This is a genomic window from Flagellimonas algarum (assembly GCF_040513375.1).
Classification (GTDB): domain Bacteria; phylum Bacteroidota; class Bacteroidia; order Flavobacteriales; family Flavobacteriaceae; genus Flagellimonas_B; species Flagellimonas_B algarum.
Map to the genome: position 1 here is coordinate 1,336,278 of NZ_JBEVTG010000002.1, position 17,333 is coordinate 1,353,610.

Consider the following 17,333-nt stretch of genomic DNA (forward strand, 5'->3'; position numbering starts at 1 on the left):
GAGGGATGTACGAAGGTAAATACCCACACAAGCGGTACCGTATCACCCTTGCGTTTTTAAAAAAACATGTTTCCCCAAAGGATTCCATCCTTGATTTGGGAGTTACCAACCCGTTCAGCGACATCATGAAAGCAGCAGGGTATCAGGTCGAAAATACCAATGGTGAGGATTTGGACACTGATTTTACCGCAGTACGGCAATCGACTAGCAAGACCGTCACCGCTTTTGAGATTTTCGAACATTTGGTAGCCCCTTATAACGTTTTACGTGAGATCAAAGCGGATACCTTGGTGGCTAGCGTGCCATTGAGACTTTGGTTCGCTTCGGCTTACAAGAGCAAAACCGACCCCTGGGATCGACACTATCACGAGTTCGAGGATTGGCAATTCGATTGGTTGCTTGAAAAAGCCGGATGGCGTATCATAGATTCCGTTAAATGGACCAACCCGACCAAGAAAATCGGCCTTCGCCCCCTATTACGCTGGTTTACCGACCGCTATTATCTCATTTACGCCGAACGTATCGATAATCCATCCTAGCGCAAAAGCAAATCGAAGCATGCGGATAAGTCTCGTCATACCGGCACACAACGAAGCCCCTTACCTAAAGGCCTGTCTGGATTCCATTGTGGCGCAGACCCGTCTTCCTGATGAAGTCATTGTCGTTGACGATAGTTCAACGGACGACACTTTTGACATTGCCTCGAAGTATGCTGAAAAGCAAGCTTTCATTAAGGTTTTCAAACATGAAAGCCACCCCGGGCACCTACCGGGTACAAAAGTAGTTTCAGCCTTTAATTTTGGCTTATCCAAAACCCAAGATCATGAATTGATCGGCAAATTCGATGCCGATATCGTATTGCCCCCTAAGTATTTCGAAAGCATGGAAGCGGCTTTCCAAAGTGATTGGAAACTGGGTATTTGCGGTGGATTGCTGTTCGTTGCCACTGGTGCTGATTGGATGTACGAACGCATTGCCGATGCGAATCATGTCCGTGGGCCGATCAAACTATACCACAAGGCCTGTTTCGAGAAAATCGGGGGACTTAGAATGGGTACTGGATGGGATACGGTCGATGTGCTCTTGGCCCGGTACCATGACTTTCACGTCAAAACCATCAAATCACTTGCCGTGAAACATCTCAGACCGACCGGACATGGGTACTCAAAACAAAACCATACGGCAAAAGGTATCGCCTTATACCAGATGCGTTATGGCTTGATATTGGCGAAGCTCGCCTTACTTAAAATGGCCTGGCAATCGAAAAATCCCAAATTGTATGTGTATGGGATAGTCGGTTATCTTGGCGCTTTGGTATCCCGAAAAGCAAGGTACGTCACCCCATCGGAAGGGCGGTTTATTCGCAGCCTTCGTTGGAAAGGTATTCGAGACAAGTTAGTCTAGAACCTCCGTAATCGGCGTGCCCGTAGTACCGTTCGGAAATCCGGCCCCTAACAATACCGAAATAGTCGGGGCGACATCAGGTATTTCCGTTCTACTGGTTGTCTCTCCACGCTGAATCCCATTTCCAAAAAACAACAAGGGCACATGGGTGTCATAGATCATAGGTGATCCATGGGTCGATCCCGTTCGCGGATAGGAAACATAGCCCGGCCGCTGCACGAAAATCACATCGCCGGATCGTTTTTGATGCCAACCCTGTTGAATGAGAAACGGGACCCCTGAGGATCTCGAAAAGTGTTGTTGCCACATTTGAAAACCGGTAAAAACCTTGTCGATACCCTCGTATCTTAATACCTCCAATGCCATTTCTTCCTGAACATCGTCCAAATCCATATCGAGATTGTCGATGACCTTATGATCCAAGAAGACTTGGTAATTGCTAATGGTCTTTACGATATCCGTCGTACCGTACTTATACTTCAAAAATGCATCGAACCGCTCACGAAGCGCCTTAAAATCAAGATAGCCCGCTGGTATCCCTTGATCTTTCAAGTAGGCAGGCACATGAATGGCACCATGATCCGCGGTAAGGAAAAGCGTGTAGCGCCCTTCACCAACCTGCGCATCTAGGGTATTCAATAGCCGTTCAATGTCGCGATCCAAACGCACATAGGTATCTTGGATCTCTTTCGAATTCACCCCGAACTTATGGCCGATATAGTCGGTACTCGAAAAACTGATGGTCAAGAAATCAGTGTCTTCGTCTTTTCCCAAGTTTTCGCCCGCTAAAGCGGCCAGGGCAAAATCAAGGGTCAGGCTATTTCCATGGGCGGTATACTTCAAAATCTCAAAGTCCTTGGTCTTATTCAGCAAATTCGGACTTTGATGGGGAAATACGGGCTTTTGCTCGTCTTCGAAAAGACTCTCATAGGGGGAATCGTCGGGCCCGCTTTCAACATACGATTCAATCGGATGTAGTGTGGTCCATGGCTTTTTATAACCTGCGATGATGCCCGAAGCATTAAACGCGGTGGCCCAATCGGGTAGGGCTTCCATGTAATACGTACTGCTAATCCATTTTCCTACATCCCCTCCTTCGAACCAAAAGGCGGCATTGGCCGTATGTCCACCAGGTAATACGGCACCTCGGTCTTTAATGGCGACCGCAATGGTCTTGCCACGCATCTGGGTATGCAATCGGTTTTGATCGGTGATGGTAGTGGTCAACATGCGGTGTGGTGACATTTTACCTGCCTTCCCTGTTGAGCCTACACTTTCATAGGCTTCATCACCCGCCACATAAACCTCACTTTCCGTTTCCTTGTCGTACCAATCATTACCTATGATACCGTGTACTGCGGGAGTGGTACCGGTAAACACCGAAGCATGGCCGGGACCCGTGCTGGTTGGGGCATAATTGAAGTGGTGGTTCTTACAATTAAATCCTTCCCCTACGAGTCGTTTGAACCCACCATCACCATAATGGCCCCAAAAGCGGGTCAGGTAGTCGAATCGCATTTGATCGACAACGATACCAACCACCAACCGTGGCCCTTCGTCAGAAATCTCGGTCACCGTGGACTTCTTTGATTTTGTTCTACGTTGGCCAACAAGGTTGTTGCAGGCCAATACCATAAGGATTAAGAAAAAAAATCGGGTTCTTTTCATTTCGGAAAGCTTTCGGGCAAAGCTATTCAAATATTGCTTTTAAAGATCTAATTGCAGGTCAAAAGCAATGCAATATGCTTATTTTTACCTTTAGATTCTTTCATGGGCATGTTACTCAATTATATCGGCGCCATTGGCAAATACTTTATCATGGTATGGGAGGTTTTCAAAAAACCGACCAAATGGCCCATTATGAAATCCTTGATTTTAAAGGAAATCGATGAATTGATCTACGGCTCAATGGGGATCATAATTTTCATTGCCTTCTTTATCGGAGGGGTCGTTACCATTCAGACCGCACTAAACCTGAACAGTCCTTTTTTGCCAAAAAGCCTGATCGGTTTCGCTACCAGACAATCGGTAATTTTGGAGTTCGCCCCGACTTTTACCTCCATCATCATGGCCGGTAAAGTCGGCTCTTACATTACTTCCAGTATCGGTACCATGCGGGTGACCGAACAGATCGATGCCTTGGAGGTCATGGGGGTCAATTCGCTGAACTATCTGGTATTTCCAAAGATCATTGCCATGTTCATGTACCCCTTCGCCGTGGCTATTGCCATGTATGTCGGAGTTTTGGGTGGATGGGTCGCTGCGGTCTTTGGTGAATATGCCCCGAGTGGCGAGTTCATTAAAGGACTTCAACTTGATTTCACCCCGTTTCACGTAACCTACGCTTTTATCAAAACCTTGGTTTTCGCCTTCGTCATCGCAACGGTACCTTCGTTTCATGGCTTCTATATGAAAGGTGGTGCCCTGGAGGTAGGAAAAGCAAGTACCACGGCCTTTGTATGGACCAGTGTGGTGATTATAATTTTGAATTACGTTTTGACCCAACTATTGTTAGGCTGATGATCGAAGTAAAGAACATCCATAAATCATTCGGTGATACCCATGTACTCAAGGGCATCGACACCTGTTTCGACCAAGGCAAAACGAACTTGGTCATCGGCCAGAGCGGATCGGGTAAAACCGTTTTCTTAAAATGTCTTTTAGGCCTTTTCGAACCGGAAGAGGGCTCGATCGCTTATAGTGGTCAAATCTATTCGGAACTCTCCCAAAGTGAACGTCGTGACCTGCGTCAAGACATGGGAATGGTCTTTCAAGGAAGTGCCTTGTTCGACTCCATGACCGTAGAACAGAATGTGATGTTCCCGATGGATATGTTCACCAAGAAGAGTAAAGGTGAGATGCAGGATCGGGTCGATTTCGTCTTGGAGCGGGTCAACTTGATCGATGCCCATAAAAAATTTCCTTCCGAAATCTCTGGGGGAATGAAAAAAAGGGTGGCCATAGCAAGGGCCATCGTTATGAACCCCACCTATCTCTTTTGTGATGAACCTAATTCTGGACTTGATCCCAAAACGGCGATTTTGATCGACAATCTCATTCAAGAAATCACCCAAGAGTACAACATCACGACGGTCATCAATACCCATGATATGAATTCGGTCATGGAAATCGGGGAAAAGATCATCTTCCTAAAAGACGGGCATAAAGAATGGGAAGGCACCAATAAGGAAATCTTTAAGACCGACAATAAGGCGGTCACGGATTTCGTCTATTCGTCGGAACTTTTCAAAAAAGTACGGCAGATGTATATCGAGGAGCGTAATTGATTACAACTTCTTAACCTGGATCGTCGAATCCTTCAGCCGAATTCGCAGCCACTTCAAAAGCTTGGCTTCCTCTTCCTTGACGACCTTATCGCGTAATCCTTCCTTCCATTGCACTTCGAATACGGGTACGGTATCGGTCTTTTGGAAATCGGTCTGTAGTTGATACGCAAAGCTCAGGTTCGTCAAATTGGTGTAATTCGCTTTGGCTTCAGCACTGATCGATTGAAACGGGATTTGTTTTGAAACCGTCTTCCTAAGGTTCAGCACTTCTTCTTCCAAGGTTTTGATCTGGGCATCTTTGCTGACGATTTCGGCTTTTTTGGTCTCATAGAGTTCATCAACATATTTCAAATTCGTTTCCGACCCGCCATCGCCCCCTTGCAAAACGTTGAGATCCGCTTCTTTCAGTCGTTTGAATCCATTTTTCTGGACGTTCCAGGTGTTGATTACGCTTTGGGGTATGGTCTCATCTCCCATACAGACCAAATTGATACTGGGGTTCTCACCACCGTTGTATTCCAGACGGGTGAAGTCTTTCATATAGACCCCAGTGGAATTGAACTGGTATACTTCGATGGTCTCCTTTAAAAAATCACGCGCTTCCCTTTTGAACAAAGACTCCTGTAGCACATCATAAAAAGTAATTCCAGCGGGTATCATAACGGCCAAGCCTATCAACGATGCCAACCGGGCAATCAATCGCCTACGTCTTGAGTTCGCATACCGCACCATGGGAAAACGTAGGTACTTGATGACCAAAAAGGTCGCTAACCCAATAAATATGGTATTGATGACAAAAAGGTACATCGCCCCGGCGGCATATAGCGGCTTGCCAATGGCAAGACCGAAGCCCACGGTGCACAGAGGCGGCATCAGGGCCGTAGCAATGGCAACTCCGAAGATTACACTGGCAATCGTACCTTTCTTGGCACGGGCGATCACCAAAGCAAGACCACCGAAAAATGCGATTAGTACATCACGGATATCCGGTGCCGTTCGGGCCAGCAGTTCAGAAGATTCGTCACGCAACGGAAATAAAGCGAAAAACAGATAGGCCGTCAATACACTCAACACCACCATCACCGTAAAATTCTTCAAGGATCGGCGCAACATATCGATATCATTGATCGCCAACGACATCCCCATCCCCAGAATAGGGCCCATTAAGGGGGAAATAAGCATCGCCCCAATGACTACGGCCGTTGAATTCGCGTTTAGTCCGACCGAAGCGATAAATATGGAACAAATGAGGATCCAAGAAGTATGCCCCTTAAAGGGAATATCGGCGATAATCGACTCCTTTGTGGCCACGGGATCCGTATTGCTGCGGATCTCTAAAAGTTCGAACAAGAATTTACGGGCACTGCCCAAAAGGCCTTGAAAATCCCTTTTGACCTCATGGCCCGACGTATCGGTAAGGTTGTCGTTATTCGTATTATCCATGTTTTTTAGGCATACCCGTCGCCGAACTTTTCTTGTACGGCGCCCCTGACCTTTTTGATATCTTGTTGCTTCGCTTTGGGGTAAATCATCAAGACATCCGCTTTGTCGACGATGATATAATCTTCGAGACCGTCGATGACCACGACTTTACCCCTATCGGATCGGATCATATTCCCCTTGGCATCCATGAGCAAGGTCTCACTGTTCACAACGGCGTTGTCATCAGCATCCTTGTCCAACTTTTCATATAGGGCGCCCCAGGTACCCAGGTCGTTCCAATCAAAGGTGGCGGGCAAGGTGAAAATGGCATCCGATCGCTCCAATATAGCATAATCTATCGAGATGTTCTCCGCTTTGGGGTAGTTGTCGTCGATAAAAGCTTTTTCATCTTGGGTATTGTAACAGCTCATACCTCCGTCAAAGAGATCGAATTGTTCGGGCTGGTAACTTTCGAAGGCCTTGATGATCGTTTCGACACCCCACATGAAGATACCCGCATTCCAAAGAAAATTACCTTGGGCCAAAAATTCCTTTGCGGTTTCCAAATCGGGCTTCTCGCGAAACTGGTCCACTTCCTTAATCGGGGCATCACTACCCTTTTTGTATTCGATATAACCGAAACCGGTATTCGGATAGGTCGGTTGAATTCCCAGCGTACAGAGCACAGGTTCGCTGGCACACTTTTCGAAGCAAGCTTTCACATCCTTTTCGAAAGCCGCTTCGTCTTCGATCCAATGATCACTTGGTGCCACGATCATAACGGCATTCGGGTTCATCTTTTGGATTTTCATCGACGCATAGAGAATACATGGAGCGGTATTGCGCATAGCAGGCTCCAAAACGACTTGTTCAGGAGTGACCGCCGGTAACTGTTCCAAGACCAGATCGTTGTAACGCTCATTGGTCAAAATGAGGATGTTCTCAGTTGGTATGAATCGATTCAAACGGTCGAACGTTTTTTGGATCAGGGTCTTGCCCGTGCCCAACATATCATGGAACTGTTTGGGGTTCTCGGTCGTACTGACCGGCCAAAACCTAGAGCCGACACCCCCGGCCATCAATACTGCGTAATAATCTTTGTTCATTTCGTATGTTTAATTGATCAATTGAACTTCTGCATTGGGTTGGAACAAGTAAGTCTTTCCTGATTCCAGTTCAGTACATTCATACCTTTTGACCCGCTTGTTGCCCTTCTTGTACAACTTTCCGTTATACAATTTGAAAATCGCACCTGCAGGCAGTTCAAAAACGTAAGAAGTACCATTATCTTGTGTTGCATCGTAGGCTTTTAATGCAATGGAAAGCTTTGCATCCGTACTACTACTCGCTTTGGGATTTTTGAAGTGTGCGGCGAGCAGCGGTAACAACTCGTTCGGAAATATATCGGGCCTGATAAACGGGACCATCAAATATTTGAATGTAAGTTTCCATTCCTTGCCGTGCGGTTTGATCCGCCGACCGAATTTTTCAAAAGCCACCAAATGCGCGATCTCATGGATCAAGGTGACCAAAAAACGATACGGATTCAATGAAGCGTTGACCGTGATTTGGTGCATCCCATCAGGCATCCGGCGATAGTCACCATGTCTGGTGACCCGATGATCGACGACCTTTAGGTTAACCTGATGTTGTTTGATCAAATCAAAACATGGCCCTACTGCCCGTTCCGGTAGATACTTCAGCAATACTTGGTTCACGTCCCAAAAATACTCCATAATACTACATTCGATACGAAAAAAGGATGGTCTTTGTGGGGTTTTCGGATATCTGTGTATTTTTAATTGAGCAATTTCCAAATATGAAAAAATCGACCCTTCTTTTGGCCCTCGTACTTATCATGTCTTGTGCCGATAAAGCCAACAATGAATTACACCCCGTACTTTCTCAAATCGATGGCATGGATGGAAAGGCGGCCTATTTGGAATCGCCCTACGTAACAGCAGGCAATCGCGTCTACATGGTCGGGCATCAAAATGGGACGTTCCCCGAAATCGGATGGCATATCAAAGGTGAAATGGGGGGCATCTGGAACCATCCCATAAAATTAATGGACGGTTTTGACATCGCCTTGCGATTCGACAACACGTCCTTTGGTTTGGACGCGGCTGAACAATTCACCAACTATCCTTTCGCAAACACACATCGATTTCTTATTGAAGACAAACAATTGGTCATTGAACGCTTACAATTCGTACCTGACGATACCGAAGGTTTGGTCATTGAAATCGCCATCACCAACAATGGGGACACCGATCAAGCTTTTGAACTTGATTTTATCGGCCATTCAGACCTGAGTCCGACCTGGTTAGGTGAACGAACCGATCTCATCGATTCGGAAGACCAGGCCGAATTCGACGACGGAATCGGAGGTTGGGTAATCAAGGATAACCAAAACCCATGGTATGCGATTTTCGCCGCAGATCAACCTGCAACTGCCCATGCCCGAACTTTTTCGGAATATCAGGGAAAAGGGACTTCGGGCTCCTTGTCCTATACCATGGAATTGACAGCGGGCCAGCAACAAAACATCACTTTTGCCATTGCGGGCTCGTACAGTGATGAAAAAGCTGCACGGAACACGCTGCGGACCCTTCTTAATGATCGGGTGCATTTGTTGGAAGCAAAACGGAAGAGATACCAAGATTTAGCACAACGCACCAAACTTACCATTCCGGACAAACATTTGGAACAGACCTTCGAATGGCTGAAGTACAACTGTGATTGGTTGATCAGGGAGGTCCCTGAAATCGGTTCGGGCATTACGGCCGGGATTCCCGATTATCCCTGGTGGTTCGGTGTCGATAGTGAATATGCCTTACAAGGGTATATGGCCATCGGCCAAACCGAAGCCGTTTACAATACCATCGCTTTATTGGATAGTGTGTCCAATGCGGTTAACGGAAATGGCAAGATCATTCACGAGATGTCGACCAATGGCGCCGTATTCAATCCCGGCAATATCAATGAAACCCCCCAATTCGCCTCACTGATTTGGAACACCTATTTGTGGAACGGTGATAGGGAGTTTCTAGCACGCTATTTTCCGACCGTTAAAAAAGGGTTGCAATGGCTGCTGTCGGAAAACGATACTGATGGCAACCTGTTTCCTGAAGGATTCGGGATGATGGAAATCCACGGTCTTGATAGCGAAATGATCGATGTAGCGGCCTACACCCAAAAAGCCTTTCACGATGCCTCAATGATGGCCAAAGAATTGGGCGAAACGGAGTTGTCCGATTCCTATGCGAAAACGGCAACAGCACTAGCGGAACGCATAAACAGTTCCTTTTGGTCGGAAGATTTCGGTTCCTTTGCCGATTTTATCGGAACCGACGAACAAGCCCTTCATCTGATCGAAGATGCGATCGTACGGGCCGACACCTTGAACAAACCTTGGGCCATCGAAGAACTCGAAGCCACTAGAAACTTCATCAAAGCAAATCCATCCGACCAACCAAGACCCTTCGTGATGCACCATAACTGGGTAGTCAATACTCCTATGGAAATGGGTATCGCCGATTCAAGTAAGGCGGTCAGGGCCTTGGAAGTCGCCGAACGTTTCGTCAATCCGTTCGGGGTCTTCGTCACCGGTATCGACCGTGATGCTTCTGCAGGCTCTGATGACGGCTCTTTTCAAGGCAGTAAGATTTTTTCATATACCGGTGCGGTAATGACCTTGCCTACCGGGGTCCAGGCCATATCGGAAAACAACTATGGAAGACCGGACAAGGCATTGAACTACTTGAACCGTATGGCCCGTACCTTTAGCTACGCCCTACCGGGAAGTATGTATGAAGTTTCTCCGGACTACGGTATGATTACACAAGCTTGGAACATTTATAGCTTTGCTTACCCGATCGTACATCAGTTTTTCGGTCTGCGGCCCTATGCCGCCAAAAAAGAAGTAGTTATCGATCCCATGATGCCTTCGGATTGGGATGAAGCCAGTCTCGAGAACATTCAAGTCGCCGAAAATAATATTTCCATCCAATACAAAAAGAATAATGGAAAAACGACCCTTAGTATCCAAAAGACCGACCCTGATTGGACCCTAAAGATCAAAGTCCCTGACCCGGGATCAGCGTCGCTGAACTACACCAATGGTACCTTGAGTGAAAATATCTTGGAGACTAAAGCAAACGAAGTCGAAATCAGTTATGGTAGCGAATGAGCAGTCAAGTTAGAATAAGTTTACCGTCGGCAATGAAACGGCTTGCGTATGGGGTCTTGGCCGTCATTCTCTTAGGATGCGCAAGTCAGCCGTTCAAAAATCGTGTGGCCCCAGAACACTTTGAGGTTCGGTTTGACACCTCAAAGGGTCCATTTGAACTTAAAGTCGTTCGTCAGGCCTCACCCGAAGCGGCCGATCGTTTTTACTCTTTGGTCAAAAGCGGGTATTTCGACGGCTCATTGGCTTACCGCACCCACCCGAACTTTGTCGTTCAGTTTGGTGGGCACAATGCCCAAGAGGTCGCGGGTTGGGAAAAGGCCCCGATACCCGATGAACCTGTTCGACAGAGCAATACCAAAGGCACATTGAGTTTTGCAAGAGGGGGGAAGAATTCGCGTAGTGGGGATATCTTTATCAACTTGCGTGACAACTCGAGATTGGACACCATCAACTACCTTGACGTAGTCGGATTTCCAGCCTTCGGAAAGGTCACCGTGGGCATGGATGTCTTAGAAGCCTTCTATGACGGTTATTCCGATTCGACCATGAGTGACTTGCAACTTATGTTGGAAGACGAAGTCCGCTTTTTAGAGAAATACCCCAAATTGGATCGCATTCTAAGTGCTAAGGTAATCGCCAAATCAGGGCGTTGAACTACTGACTTGTAGCACTTTTCCATTATAATAGCGATGGCCGGTCAAGGCAAAACTTTGGATGTATTCAGCCATCTCAAGTGCGGATAATGGCGCTTCATACCCTGGAAACGCTTCAGCCAACATTTCCGTTTGAACGGCACCAATCGCCAATACATTGAAACTGGGACCGGTTTCCTTGAACTCCTCGGCCCAAAGTTCGGTCAAGGTGATAACGGCTGCTTTGCTGGAGCTATAGGCCGAAAGGCCCGGAAACTTCATACTCCCCTGTATCCCTCCCATTGAACTAATGGTCACCACGTGGCTTGATGCCCCCATTTTCGGAAGCGCACGCCTGGTCAATTCAGCCAACCCGAATACATTGACTTTATACACCGATTCGAAATCTTCTGCCGTGGTTTCGGAAAACGGTTTATGCAACAACCGACCGGCGTTATTGATGAGAATATCAACGCTGTCCCAATCCGATATGATTTTCGAAACCTGATCCAAATCAGCGGAATTGGCGATGTCGCAGGAGATGCATTGGATATTTCGGTGATCCAACGCATTGACCGTGCTCGAATTGCGTGATAAGGCCAATACCTGATGCCCCGCTTCGGCGAATAGGCGCACCAATTCGAATCCGATGCCCCTACTTGTTCCTGTAACTATAATCCTTTTAGCCATGTAACTCGATTCGTTTTTTTGACTTTTCAATCTTCGGATGTCGGATTCATTTTGATTTCTTGGGCATTGGCATTGGTAATACCGGCAACCACAGGCACCATTTTATTAATGATATCCGCCATATGGGCCACATCGATCTCCGTCACTTCATCATCCACTTTATGGTAATAGGCGAAATTGGTGAAATCAAACGTACAAAAGGTATGTGACGGCACCCCGAACTCTTTGAAAAAAGGGTAATTATCAGATCGAAAGAATAGGTTGTATTGCTTCGCCGTGGGTAGGAAACCGATCAATTTCCCCTCGGCATAGGCATTGCTTATTTCAGCCAAATTCGATTTTAAGTAGCCTGTGATATACAGCTCATAATCCTTATCCTGCAACGGAACCCCGATCATTTCAAAGTTCAGCATGGCATAAAGATCCAAATTAGCTTCTTTCAATCTTTTGGCCAAATGCTTTGATCCGAGCAACCCCTTTTCCTCGGCACTGAACAGGGCAAAGATCAAACTGCGTTTATTGTTTTTGACAGTTCCGAAATAACGTGCCAATTCCAGGACCGCGGTAGTTCCTGATGCATTATCATTGGCTCCATTGGCGATGGCATCACCATTCTCCGGGGCGATTAGACCGATATGGTCGTAATGGGCCCCTATCAGGATGAATTCGTTTTTCAATTCGGGATCCGTTCCTTCGATCATCCCCACGACATTGTAGGCATCGCCCTCAAAATTTCCAAGGGTATCCCGAAAGGTCCTAAAATACGGTTGGATACCGCTTGCTTCAAACCGGGATTCAATAAAGGTAGCGGCCAAGGCGATGCCCTCACTACCCGAATCACGGCCTTGCAGTTCATCGGAGGCCAAATAGCTGATAATTTCATTGACTTTATCGGCATCAGTGAATCCTTGCGCCTCCGACCCCGATTCGACACGACCTTTTACCCCATCAGGTGCGTTGGGGTCGACCACCGTACTTGAAGGTGACCCATTGTCGTTTTTCTTCACTGACCCGCAGGTCATGGCGAATGTCAACACGAGATATAAAACGAATTTGCCCATTGGTATGCTCTTTTGGAATCGGATTAAAGATAAAAAAAGCATCCTTACGGATGCTTTTGTTCATTTCATTCTGCGTGCCGATCAGGCCAGCATGGTGACCGGGTTTTCAAGATAAGCCCTGAGGGTCTGCAAGAACTGCGCCCCTGTTGCCCCATCAACGGTTCGGTGGTCACAGGCCAAGGTTACTTTCATGGTATTACCCACAACGATCTCACCTTGTTTCACGACGGGCTTCTCTACAATGGCCCCAACGGATAATATGGCCGAATTGGGTTGATTGATGATCGAGGTAAATTCTAGGATACCGAACATTCCCAGGTTGGAAACCGTAAAAGTGCTCCCTTCCATCTCGTCCGGCTTGATTTTTTTGGTCCTTGACCTACCCGCCAAATCTTTGACCGAAGCCCCGATTTGTGTTAGGCTCATCTGATCGGTAAACTTCAATACAGGCACGACCAATCCATCATCTACCGCGACGGCCACACCGATATGGATGTGTTGGTTGTATCTGGTAGTATCACCGTTCCAAGTCGTATTCACCTGAGGGTGTTTTTTCAGCGCCATGGCACAGGCCTTCAATACCATATCGTTGAACGACACCTTGGTATCGGGCAGTCCATTGATTTGGGCCCTTGAAGCCTTCGCATTATCCATATCGACTTCGATGGTCAAATAATAATGTGGTGCGGTGAATTTCGATTCGCTCAAACGCTTGGCGATTACCTTACGCATGGTCGAATTCTTGACTTCTTCGCTATGCTCTTGACCGGCCGGCACTTGTATCTGTACAGGTGCGGCTACGTTCTGTGCAGGTTCGGCAACCGCTGGGGCAGCAGCCACCGCTACTTGAGACGGTTGATAGTTTTCGATATCGCGTTTGATGATCCTTCCGTGATCTCCTGACCCTTTTACGGTCGATAGGTCGATGCCTTTGTCTGCCGCCATTTTCTTGGCTAATGGGGAAACGAATACGCGTTGCCCATCAGCTACCGGAATCGCTTCAACAGCTGTTTCCGTTGTAGCAGCTGGTTTTTCAGAGGCTACCGGAGCTGGTTCGGATGCTGCTGGTTGCGGATTCGCCGATGCGCTCAACACCGCATTCACATCGGTTCCTTCAGGGCCGATGATCGCCAATAGTGAGTCTACAGGGGCCCCTTCCCCTTCTTGGATACCAATATGCAACAGGGTTCCGGAATAGAACGATTCAAATTCCATGGTAGCCTTGTCAGTTTCGATTTCGGCCAAGATATCACCTTCTTCGACGGTATCACCAACTTGTTTCAACCAGCTCGCTACGGTGCCTTCTTCCATGGTATCACTCAAACGGGGCATGGAGATGATCTCTACCCCATCGGGTATGGCCGCAGGGGCCGCCTGACTTGGGGCCTCCTCTGTTGCCGTAACAGGTTCAACTGCTTCTACAGCTGGAGCTTCAGCTGTCTGACCGTTCAATAGGCCTGAAATATCTTCGCCCTCTTCTCCAATGATGGCCAAAAGGGAATCAACAGGGGCTCCATCACCTTCGGCAATTCCGATATGCAAGAGGGTGCCTTCATGAAAGGATTCGAATTCCATGGTGGCTTTATCCGTTTCGATTTCGGCCAAAATATCCCCTTCTTCGACCTTATCCCCTACATTTTTAAGCCATTTGGCAACGGTACCTTCTTCCATGGTATCGCTCAACCGCGGCATATTGATCACTTGTGCCATTGCCTAAAGTTTGTGTTTGATGAATGGATAATCTTCTTGTTCGTAAACCACGTCATAGAGTTGTTCTACCGGTGGAAACTCCGACTCTTCAGCGAACTTCTCGCATTCGGCCACATGTTCCTTGACACGTTTATCGATTGCTTTCAAATCGTCTTCGCTTGCATAGTTCTTTTCAAGGATGACATCTTTGACCTGGGTAATCGGGTCGATTTTTTTGTATTCCTCAACTTCTTCCTTGGTTCGGTAGTGTTGGGCATCGGACATGGAATGACCGCGATAACGATACGTCTTCATTTCAAGGAAAGTCGGTCCACCACCAGAACGGGCCCTTTCGATGGCTTTGTCCATTTCTTTGGCCACGTTCGCCGGATCCATTCCGTCAACCTCACCACAAGGCATTTCATAACCCAAACCCAGTTTATAAATTTCGGTCGAGTATGAAGTCCGTGCCACCGAAGTTCCCATGGCATATCCGTTGTTCTCACATATAAAGACTACCGGAAGCTGCCAAAGCATGGCCAAGTTGAACGTTTCATGCAGGGAGCCTTGTCGTACGGCACCGTCGCCCATATAACAGAGCGTGACCGCATCGCGTTTATAATATTTGTCGGCAAAAGCCAATCCGGCCCCAAGGGGAATCTGACCCCCAACGATTCCATGGCCCCCGTAGAAACGGTGTTCCTTTGAAAAGATATGCATGGATCCCCCCATCCCTTTGGAGGTTCCGGTCACCTTACCGTAGAGTTCGGCCATGACCTTTTTGGGATCTACACCCATACCAATCGGTTGAACGTGGTTTCTATAGGCGGTGATCATCCGGTCCTTGGTCAGGTCCATCGCATGCAACGCCCCTGCAAGGACGGCTTCCTGACCATTGTATAAATGCAGGAATCCGCGTACTTTTTGTTGTATGTAAACAGCCGCTAGTTTGTCTTCGAACTTGCGCCAGAACAACATATCCTCATACCACTTTAGGTAAACTTCCTTGGTGATTTTTTTCATCAAATGAACAATTTGTCGATTCCTCCGATTCGCGAAGGAAAACAAAAATACGTATATATCTGTTTTCGGAAAATATTTGAATTAAGAATCCCCTAAAAAAGAGTTGTCAAAGGCCAATGGCAACAAATCGGCGATGGCGTGGCATTTGTAAACCGTCGTCGATGCCCCTTGCATCAAAATTGCAATGGGTTCTTTTTGTTTATGTTCATACTCAGCGATGGCCTGGCGACAATTGCCGCAGGGAGCGGCCGGAGCGGTGGTTTCATTCGAAGTAGTTGAAACGGCACTGATGGCAATGGCCTTGATGGCCACACCGGGATGGTTGGCCCCTGCATGGAAAACGGCTACCCGTTCTGCACAAAGGCCTGACGGATAAGACGCATTCTCTTGGTTGTTCCCCAAGACCACGGTACCGTTTTCCAACAAGACGGCTGCCCCGACATGGAATTTCGAATAAGGGGCATACGCCTTTTCCCGCGCCAAATTCGCTTGATGCAACAACTCTTGATCATCTTTCGACATCTCGTCTACCGTATCGTAAACGGTCAGTTCAAATCCAATTCGCTTGGTCCCCATAATCACGAAACTACCTAAAAATAAAAAAACCCCGTCAGAAGACGGGGTTTTGGTATCGTATATCGTTTAACATCAATTGTTGAAGAACTCTTCCCCAAAATCGAAAGAAAGGGAGAATCGTAGTGTATTCTCCAACGGGTTTCGTACTTGAGAGGTCGAAAACAAGTATGAAAGATCGATCTGCGCCGATTTGAACTGGAATCCGGCACCAAGGGTAAAGAACTGTCTTGCCCCCTTATTTTCGTTTTCATTGAAGTAACCGGCCCGAAGCATGAAGGCTTCCTGAAATTTATATTCGGCACCTAATGCCCAGGTCACCTCTTGCAATTCTTCGCTAAAACCGTCAGGTGCATCCCCGAAAGATTCGAAGACCCCGCTAAAAAAACCGATTTGTTGGTACTCATTGTTATCTTCAGAGGTAATCAAGCCATCTCCCGTAAAATCCCGTGGGGTGGGCACCAATAGTTTGTTGAACTCGGTGTAGATCCCCAATACATTGTCCTGGTCGAAAATAAAATCGAATCCACCACCGAACTTCAAGTTGGTCGGCAAAAAGTTCTCTTGACCGCCTTCATCATATTGTAATTTCCCACCGAGGTTCGAGATATTGAATCCGGCCCTCCAGCGCCCATCAAAGGCATTGTACGCTACTTCGCGCGATTGGAAGAAACCGGCAACATCGACTGCAAAGGCATTGGCGGCCTGCGAATCGGCACCACTATCTTGGAACTTCAGGTTCGAGCTGATAAAACGGCCACCGACGGCCATCGAAAAGGTCTCACTCAATTGTAGGGAATACGAACCGTCGATCGAAAATTCGTTCGGACTGACCGTCGTTCCCAAATCATCGATAGTTTGGCGTAATTCGATATCACCAAGACCGAAATATCGGATACTGAAAGCGAAAGCCCCCCGTTCACCGACCCTATTGAAGTAATTCGCGTTCAAAAGGGAGATGTCGGTCACGATACTTTCCAAATACGGGGTGTAGCTTACACCGATACCTGACTTACGTGTTGCGAAGGCGTATTTCGCTGGGTTCCACTGTTGTGAAAATGCATCAACCGAAGTCGCAACCCCCATATCACCCATACCGGAAGCCCGGGCATCGGCCGAAATGTTCAAAAAGGGAACGGCTGTGGTTATGGTTCGTTCTTGTTGGGAAGTTGCCGAAAAGGCAAGCAGAAGAACCGCAATTAGCAATAACTTTTTCATTTTTCTTTTTTAAAGTGGTTCGAAAGTCTAAAATCTTGGATTAAACCAAAAAAAAATTAGACGTATTACACATGAACGGGTATTTCAACGAATTCTTATGCCCCTTTTCCTTTTTTCGAAGAAATGTTCGGCCAAAATACGA

16 protein-coding genes are annotated in these 17,333 nt (G+C 47.2%); 6 read left to right on the plus strand and 10 right to left on the minus strand.

Going from position 1 to position 17,333, the window contains the following annotated elements; all coding sequences use genetic code 11:
* The first annotated feature begins 5 nt into the window (after nucleotides 1-5).
* Both ABV409_RS13465 and ABV409_RS13470 read left to right on the plus strand, forming a co-directional pair.
* Nucleotides 6-539: a class I SAM-dependent methyltransferase gene (locus ABV409_RS13465; RefSeq protein ID WP_353878109.1), complete on the plus strand. Its 534-nt coding sequence runs from the start codon at nucleotides 6-8 to the stop codon at nucleotides 537-539.
* Nucleotides 540-558: 19 nt separating this feature from the next.
* Complete coding sequence (locus ABV409_RS13470; protein ID WP_353878110.1) at nucleotides 559-1,404, plus strand: glycosyltransferase family 2 protein; 846 nt, start codon at nucleotides 559-561, stop codon at nucleotides 1,402-1,404.
* On the opposite strand, the gene pafA is transcribed toward ABV409_RS13470, so the two are convergent.
* Nucleotides 1,396-3,072 (minus strand): alkaline phosphatase PafA, encoded by a 1,677-nt coding sequence (pafA, locus tag ABV409_RS13475; RefSeq protein WP_353878111.1) that lies wholly within the window; start codon nucleotides 3,070-3,072, stop codon nucleotides 1,396-1,398. The genes ABV409_RS13470 and pafA overlap by 9 nt on opposite strands.
* A 102-nt stretch (nucleotides 3,073-3,174) precedes the next feature.
* Between pafA and ABV409_RS13480 the strand changes: the two genes are divergently transcribed.
* On the plus strand, nucleotides 3,175-3,924 hold the full coding sequence (locus ABV409_RS13480; protein ID WP_353878112.1) for an MlaE family ABC transporter permease: 750 nt from the start codon (nucleotides 3,175-3,177) through the stop codon (nucleotides 3,922-3,924).
* Nucleotides 3,924-4,691, plus strand: a complete 768-nt coding sequence (locus ABV409_RS13485) for an ABC transporter ATP-binding protein (RefSeq protein WP_353878113.1) — start codon at nucleotides 3,924-3,926, stop codon at nucleotides 4,689-4,691. Before ABV409_RS13480 ends, ABV409_RS13485 begins: the two co-directional genes overlap by 1 nt.
* On the opposite strand, the gene ABV409_RS13490 is transcribed toward ABV409_RS13485, so the two are convergent.
* The 3 genes from ABV409_RS13490 to ABV409_RS13500 are packed head-to-tail and all read right to left on the minus strand — an operon-like array spanning nucleotide 4,692 to nucleotide 7,831.
* Nucleotides 4,692-6,134: a DUF389 domain-containing protein gene (locus tag ABV409_RS13490; RefSeq protein WP_353878114.1), complete on the minus strand. Its 1,443-nt coding sequence runs from the start codon at nucleotides 6,132-6,134 to the stop codon at nucleotides 4,692-4,694.
* Between the two features lie 5 nt (nucleotides 6,135-6,139).
* Nucleotides 6,140-7,219 carry a mannose-1-phosphate guanylyltransferase gene (locus ABV409_RS13495; RefSeq protein WP_353878115.1) on the minus strand — a complete coding sequence of 360 codons (1,080 nt, stop codon included), beginning with the start codon at nucleotides 7,217-7,219 and terminating at the stop codon, nucleotides 6,140-6,142.
* Between the two features lie 9 nt (nucleotides 7,220-7,228).
* Nucleotides 7,229-7,831 (minus strand): SprT-like domain-containing protein, encoded by a 603-nt coding sequence (locus ABV409_RS13500; RefSeq protein WP_353878180.1) that lies wholly within the window; start codon nucleotides 7,829-7,831, stop codon nucleotides 7,229-7,231.
* Nucleotides 7,832-7,932: 101 nt separating this feature from the next.
* On the opposite strand from ABV409_RS13500, the gene ABV409_RS13505 reads away from it, so the two are divergent.
* Together ABV409_RS13505 and ABV409_RS13510 are read left to right on the plus strand one after the other, a co-directional pair.
* Nucleotides 7,933-10,305: an alpha-L-rhamnosidase-related protein gene (locus ABV409_RS13505; RefSeq protein WP_353878116.1), complete on the plus strand. Its 2,373-nt coding sequence runs from the start codon at nucleotides 7,933-7,935 to the stop codon at nucleotides 10,303-10,305.
* Nucleotides 10,306-10,337: 32 nt separating this feature from the next.
* Nucleotides 10,338-10,958 (plus strand): peptidylprolyl isomerase, encoded by a 621-nt coding sequence (locus ABV409_RS13510; RefSeq protein ID WP_353878117.1) that lies wholly within the window; start codon nucleotides 10,338-10,340, stop codon nucleotides 10,956-10,958.
* Here ABV409_RS13510 and ABV409_RS13515 read toward each other — a convergent pair.
* From ABV409_RS13515 to porV, 6 genes are all read right to left on the minus strand, one after another.
* Nucleotides 10,947-11,627 (minus strand): SDR family NAD(P)-dependent oxidoreductase, encoded by a 681-nt coding sequence (locus tag ABV409_RS13515; RefSeq protein WP_353878118.1) that lies wholly within the window; start codon nucleotides 11,625-11,627, stop codon nucleotides 10,947-10,949. The two genes, ABV409_RS13510 and ABV409_RS13515, sit on opposite strands and share 12 nt — an antisense overlap.
* Nucleotides 11,628-11,653: 26 nt before the next feature.
* Entirely contained in the window at nucleotides 11,654-12,688 is a 1,035-nt protein-coding gene (locus ABV409_RS13520) for a M28 family metallopeptidase (protein ID WP_353878119.1), read from the minus strand.
* An 81-nt stretch (nucleotides 12,689-12,769) separates the two neighbouring features.
* Nucleotides 12,770-14,398, minus strand: a complete 1,629-nt coding sequence (locus tag ABV409_RS13525; RefSeq protein ID WP_353878120.1) for a dihydrolipoamide acetyltransferase family protein — start codon at nucleotides 14,396-14,398, stop codon at nucleotides 12,770-12,772.
* Nucleotides 14,399-14,401: 3 nt separating this feature from the next.
* Nucleotides 14,402-15,400 (minus strand): pyruvate dehydrogenase (acetyl-transferring) E1 component subunit alpha, encoded by a 999-nt coding sequence (pdhA, locus tag ABV409_RS13530; protein WP_353878121.1) that lies wholly within the window; start codon nucleotides 15,398-15,400, stop codon nucleotides 14,402-14,404.
* An 81-nt stretch (nucleotides 15,401-15,481) separates the two neighbouring features.
* A complete protein-coding gene (cdd, locus tag ABV409_RS13535) occupies nucleotides 15,482-15,976 on the minus strand; it encodes a cytidine deaminase (RefSeq protein WP_353878122.1) in 495 nt (164 codons plus the stop codon).
* A gap of 72 nt (nucleotides 15,977-16,048) precedes the next feature.
* Nucleotides 16,049-17,191 (minus strand): type IX secretion system outer membrane channel protein PorV, encoded by a 1,143-nt coding sequence (gene porV / locus ABV409_RS13540; RefSeq protein WP_353878123.1) that lies wholly within the window; start codon nucleotides 17,189-17,191, stop codon nucleotides 16,049-16,051.
* Nucleotides 17,192-17,333 lie beyond the last annotated feature (142 nt).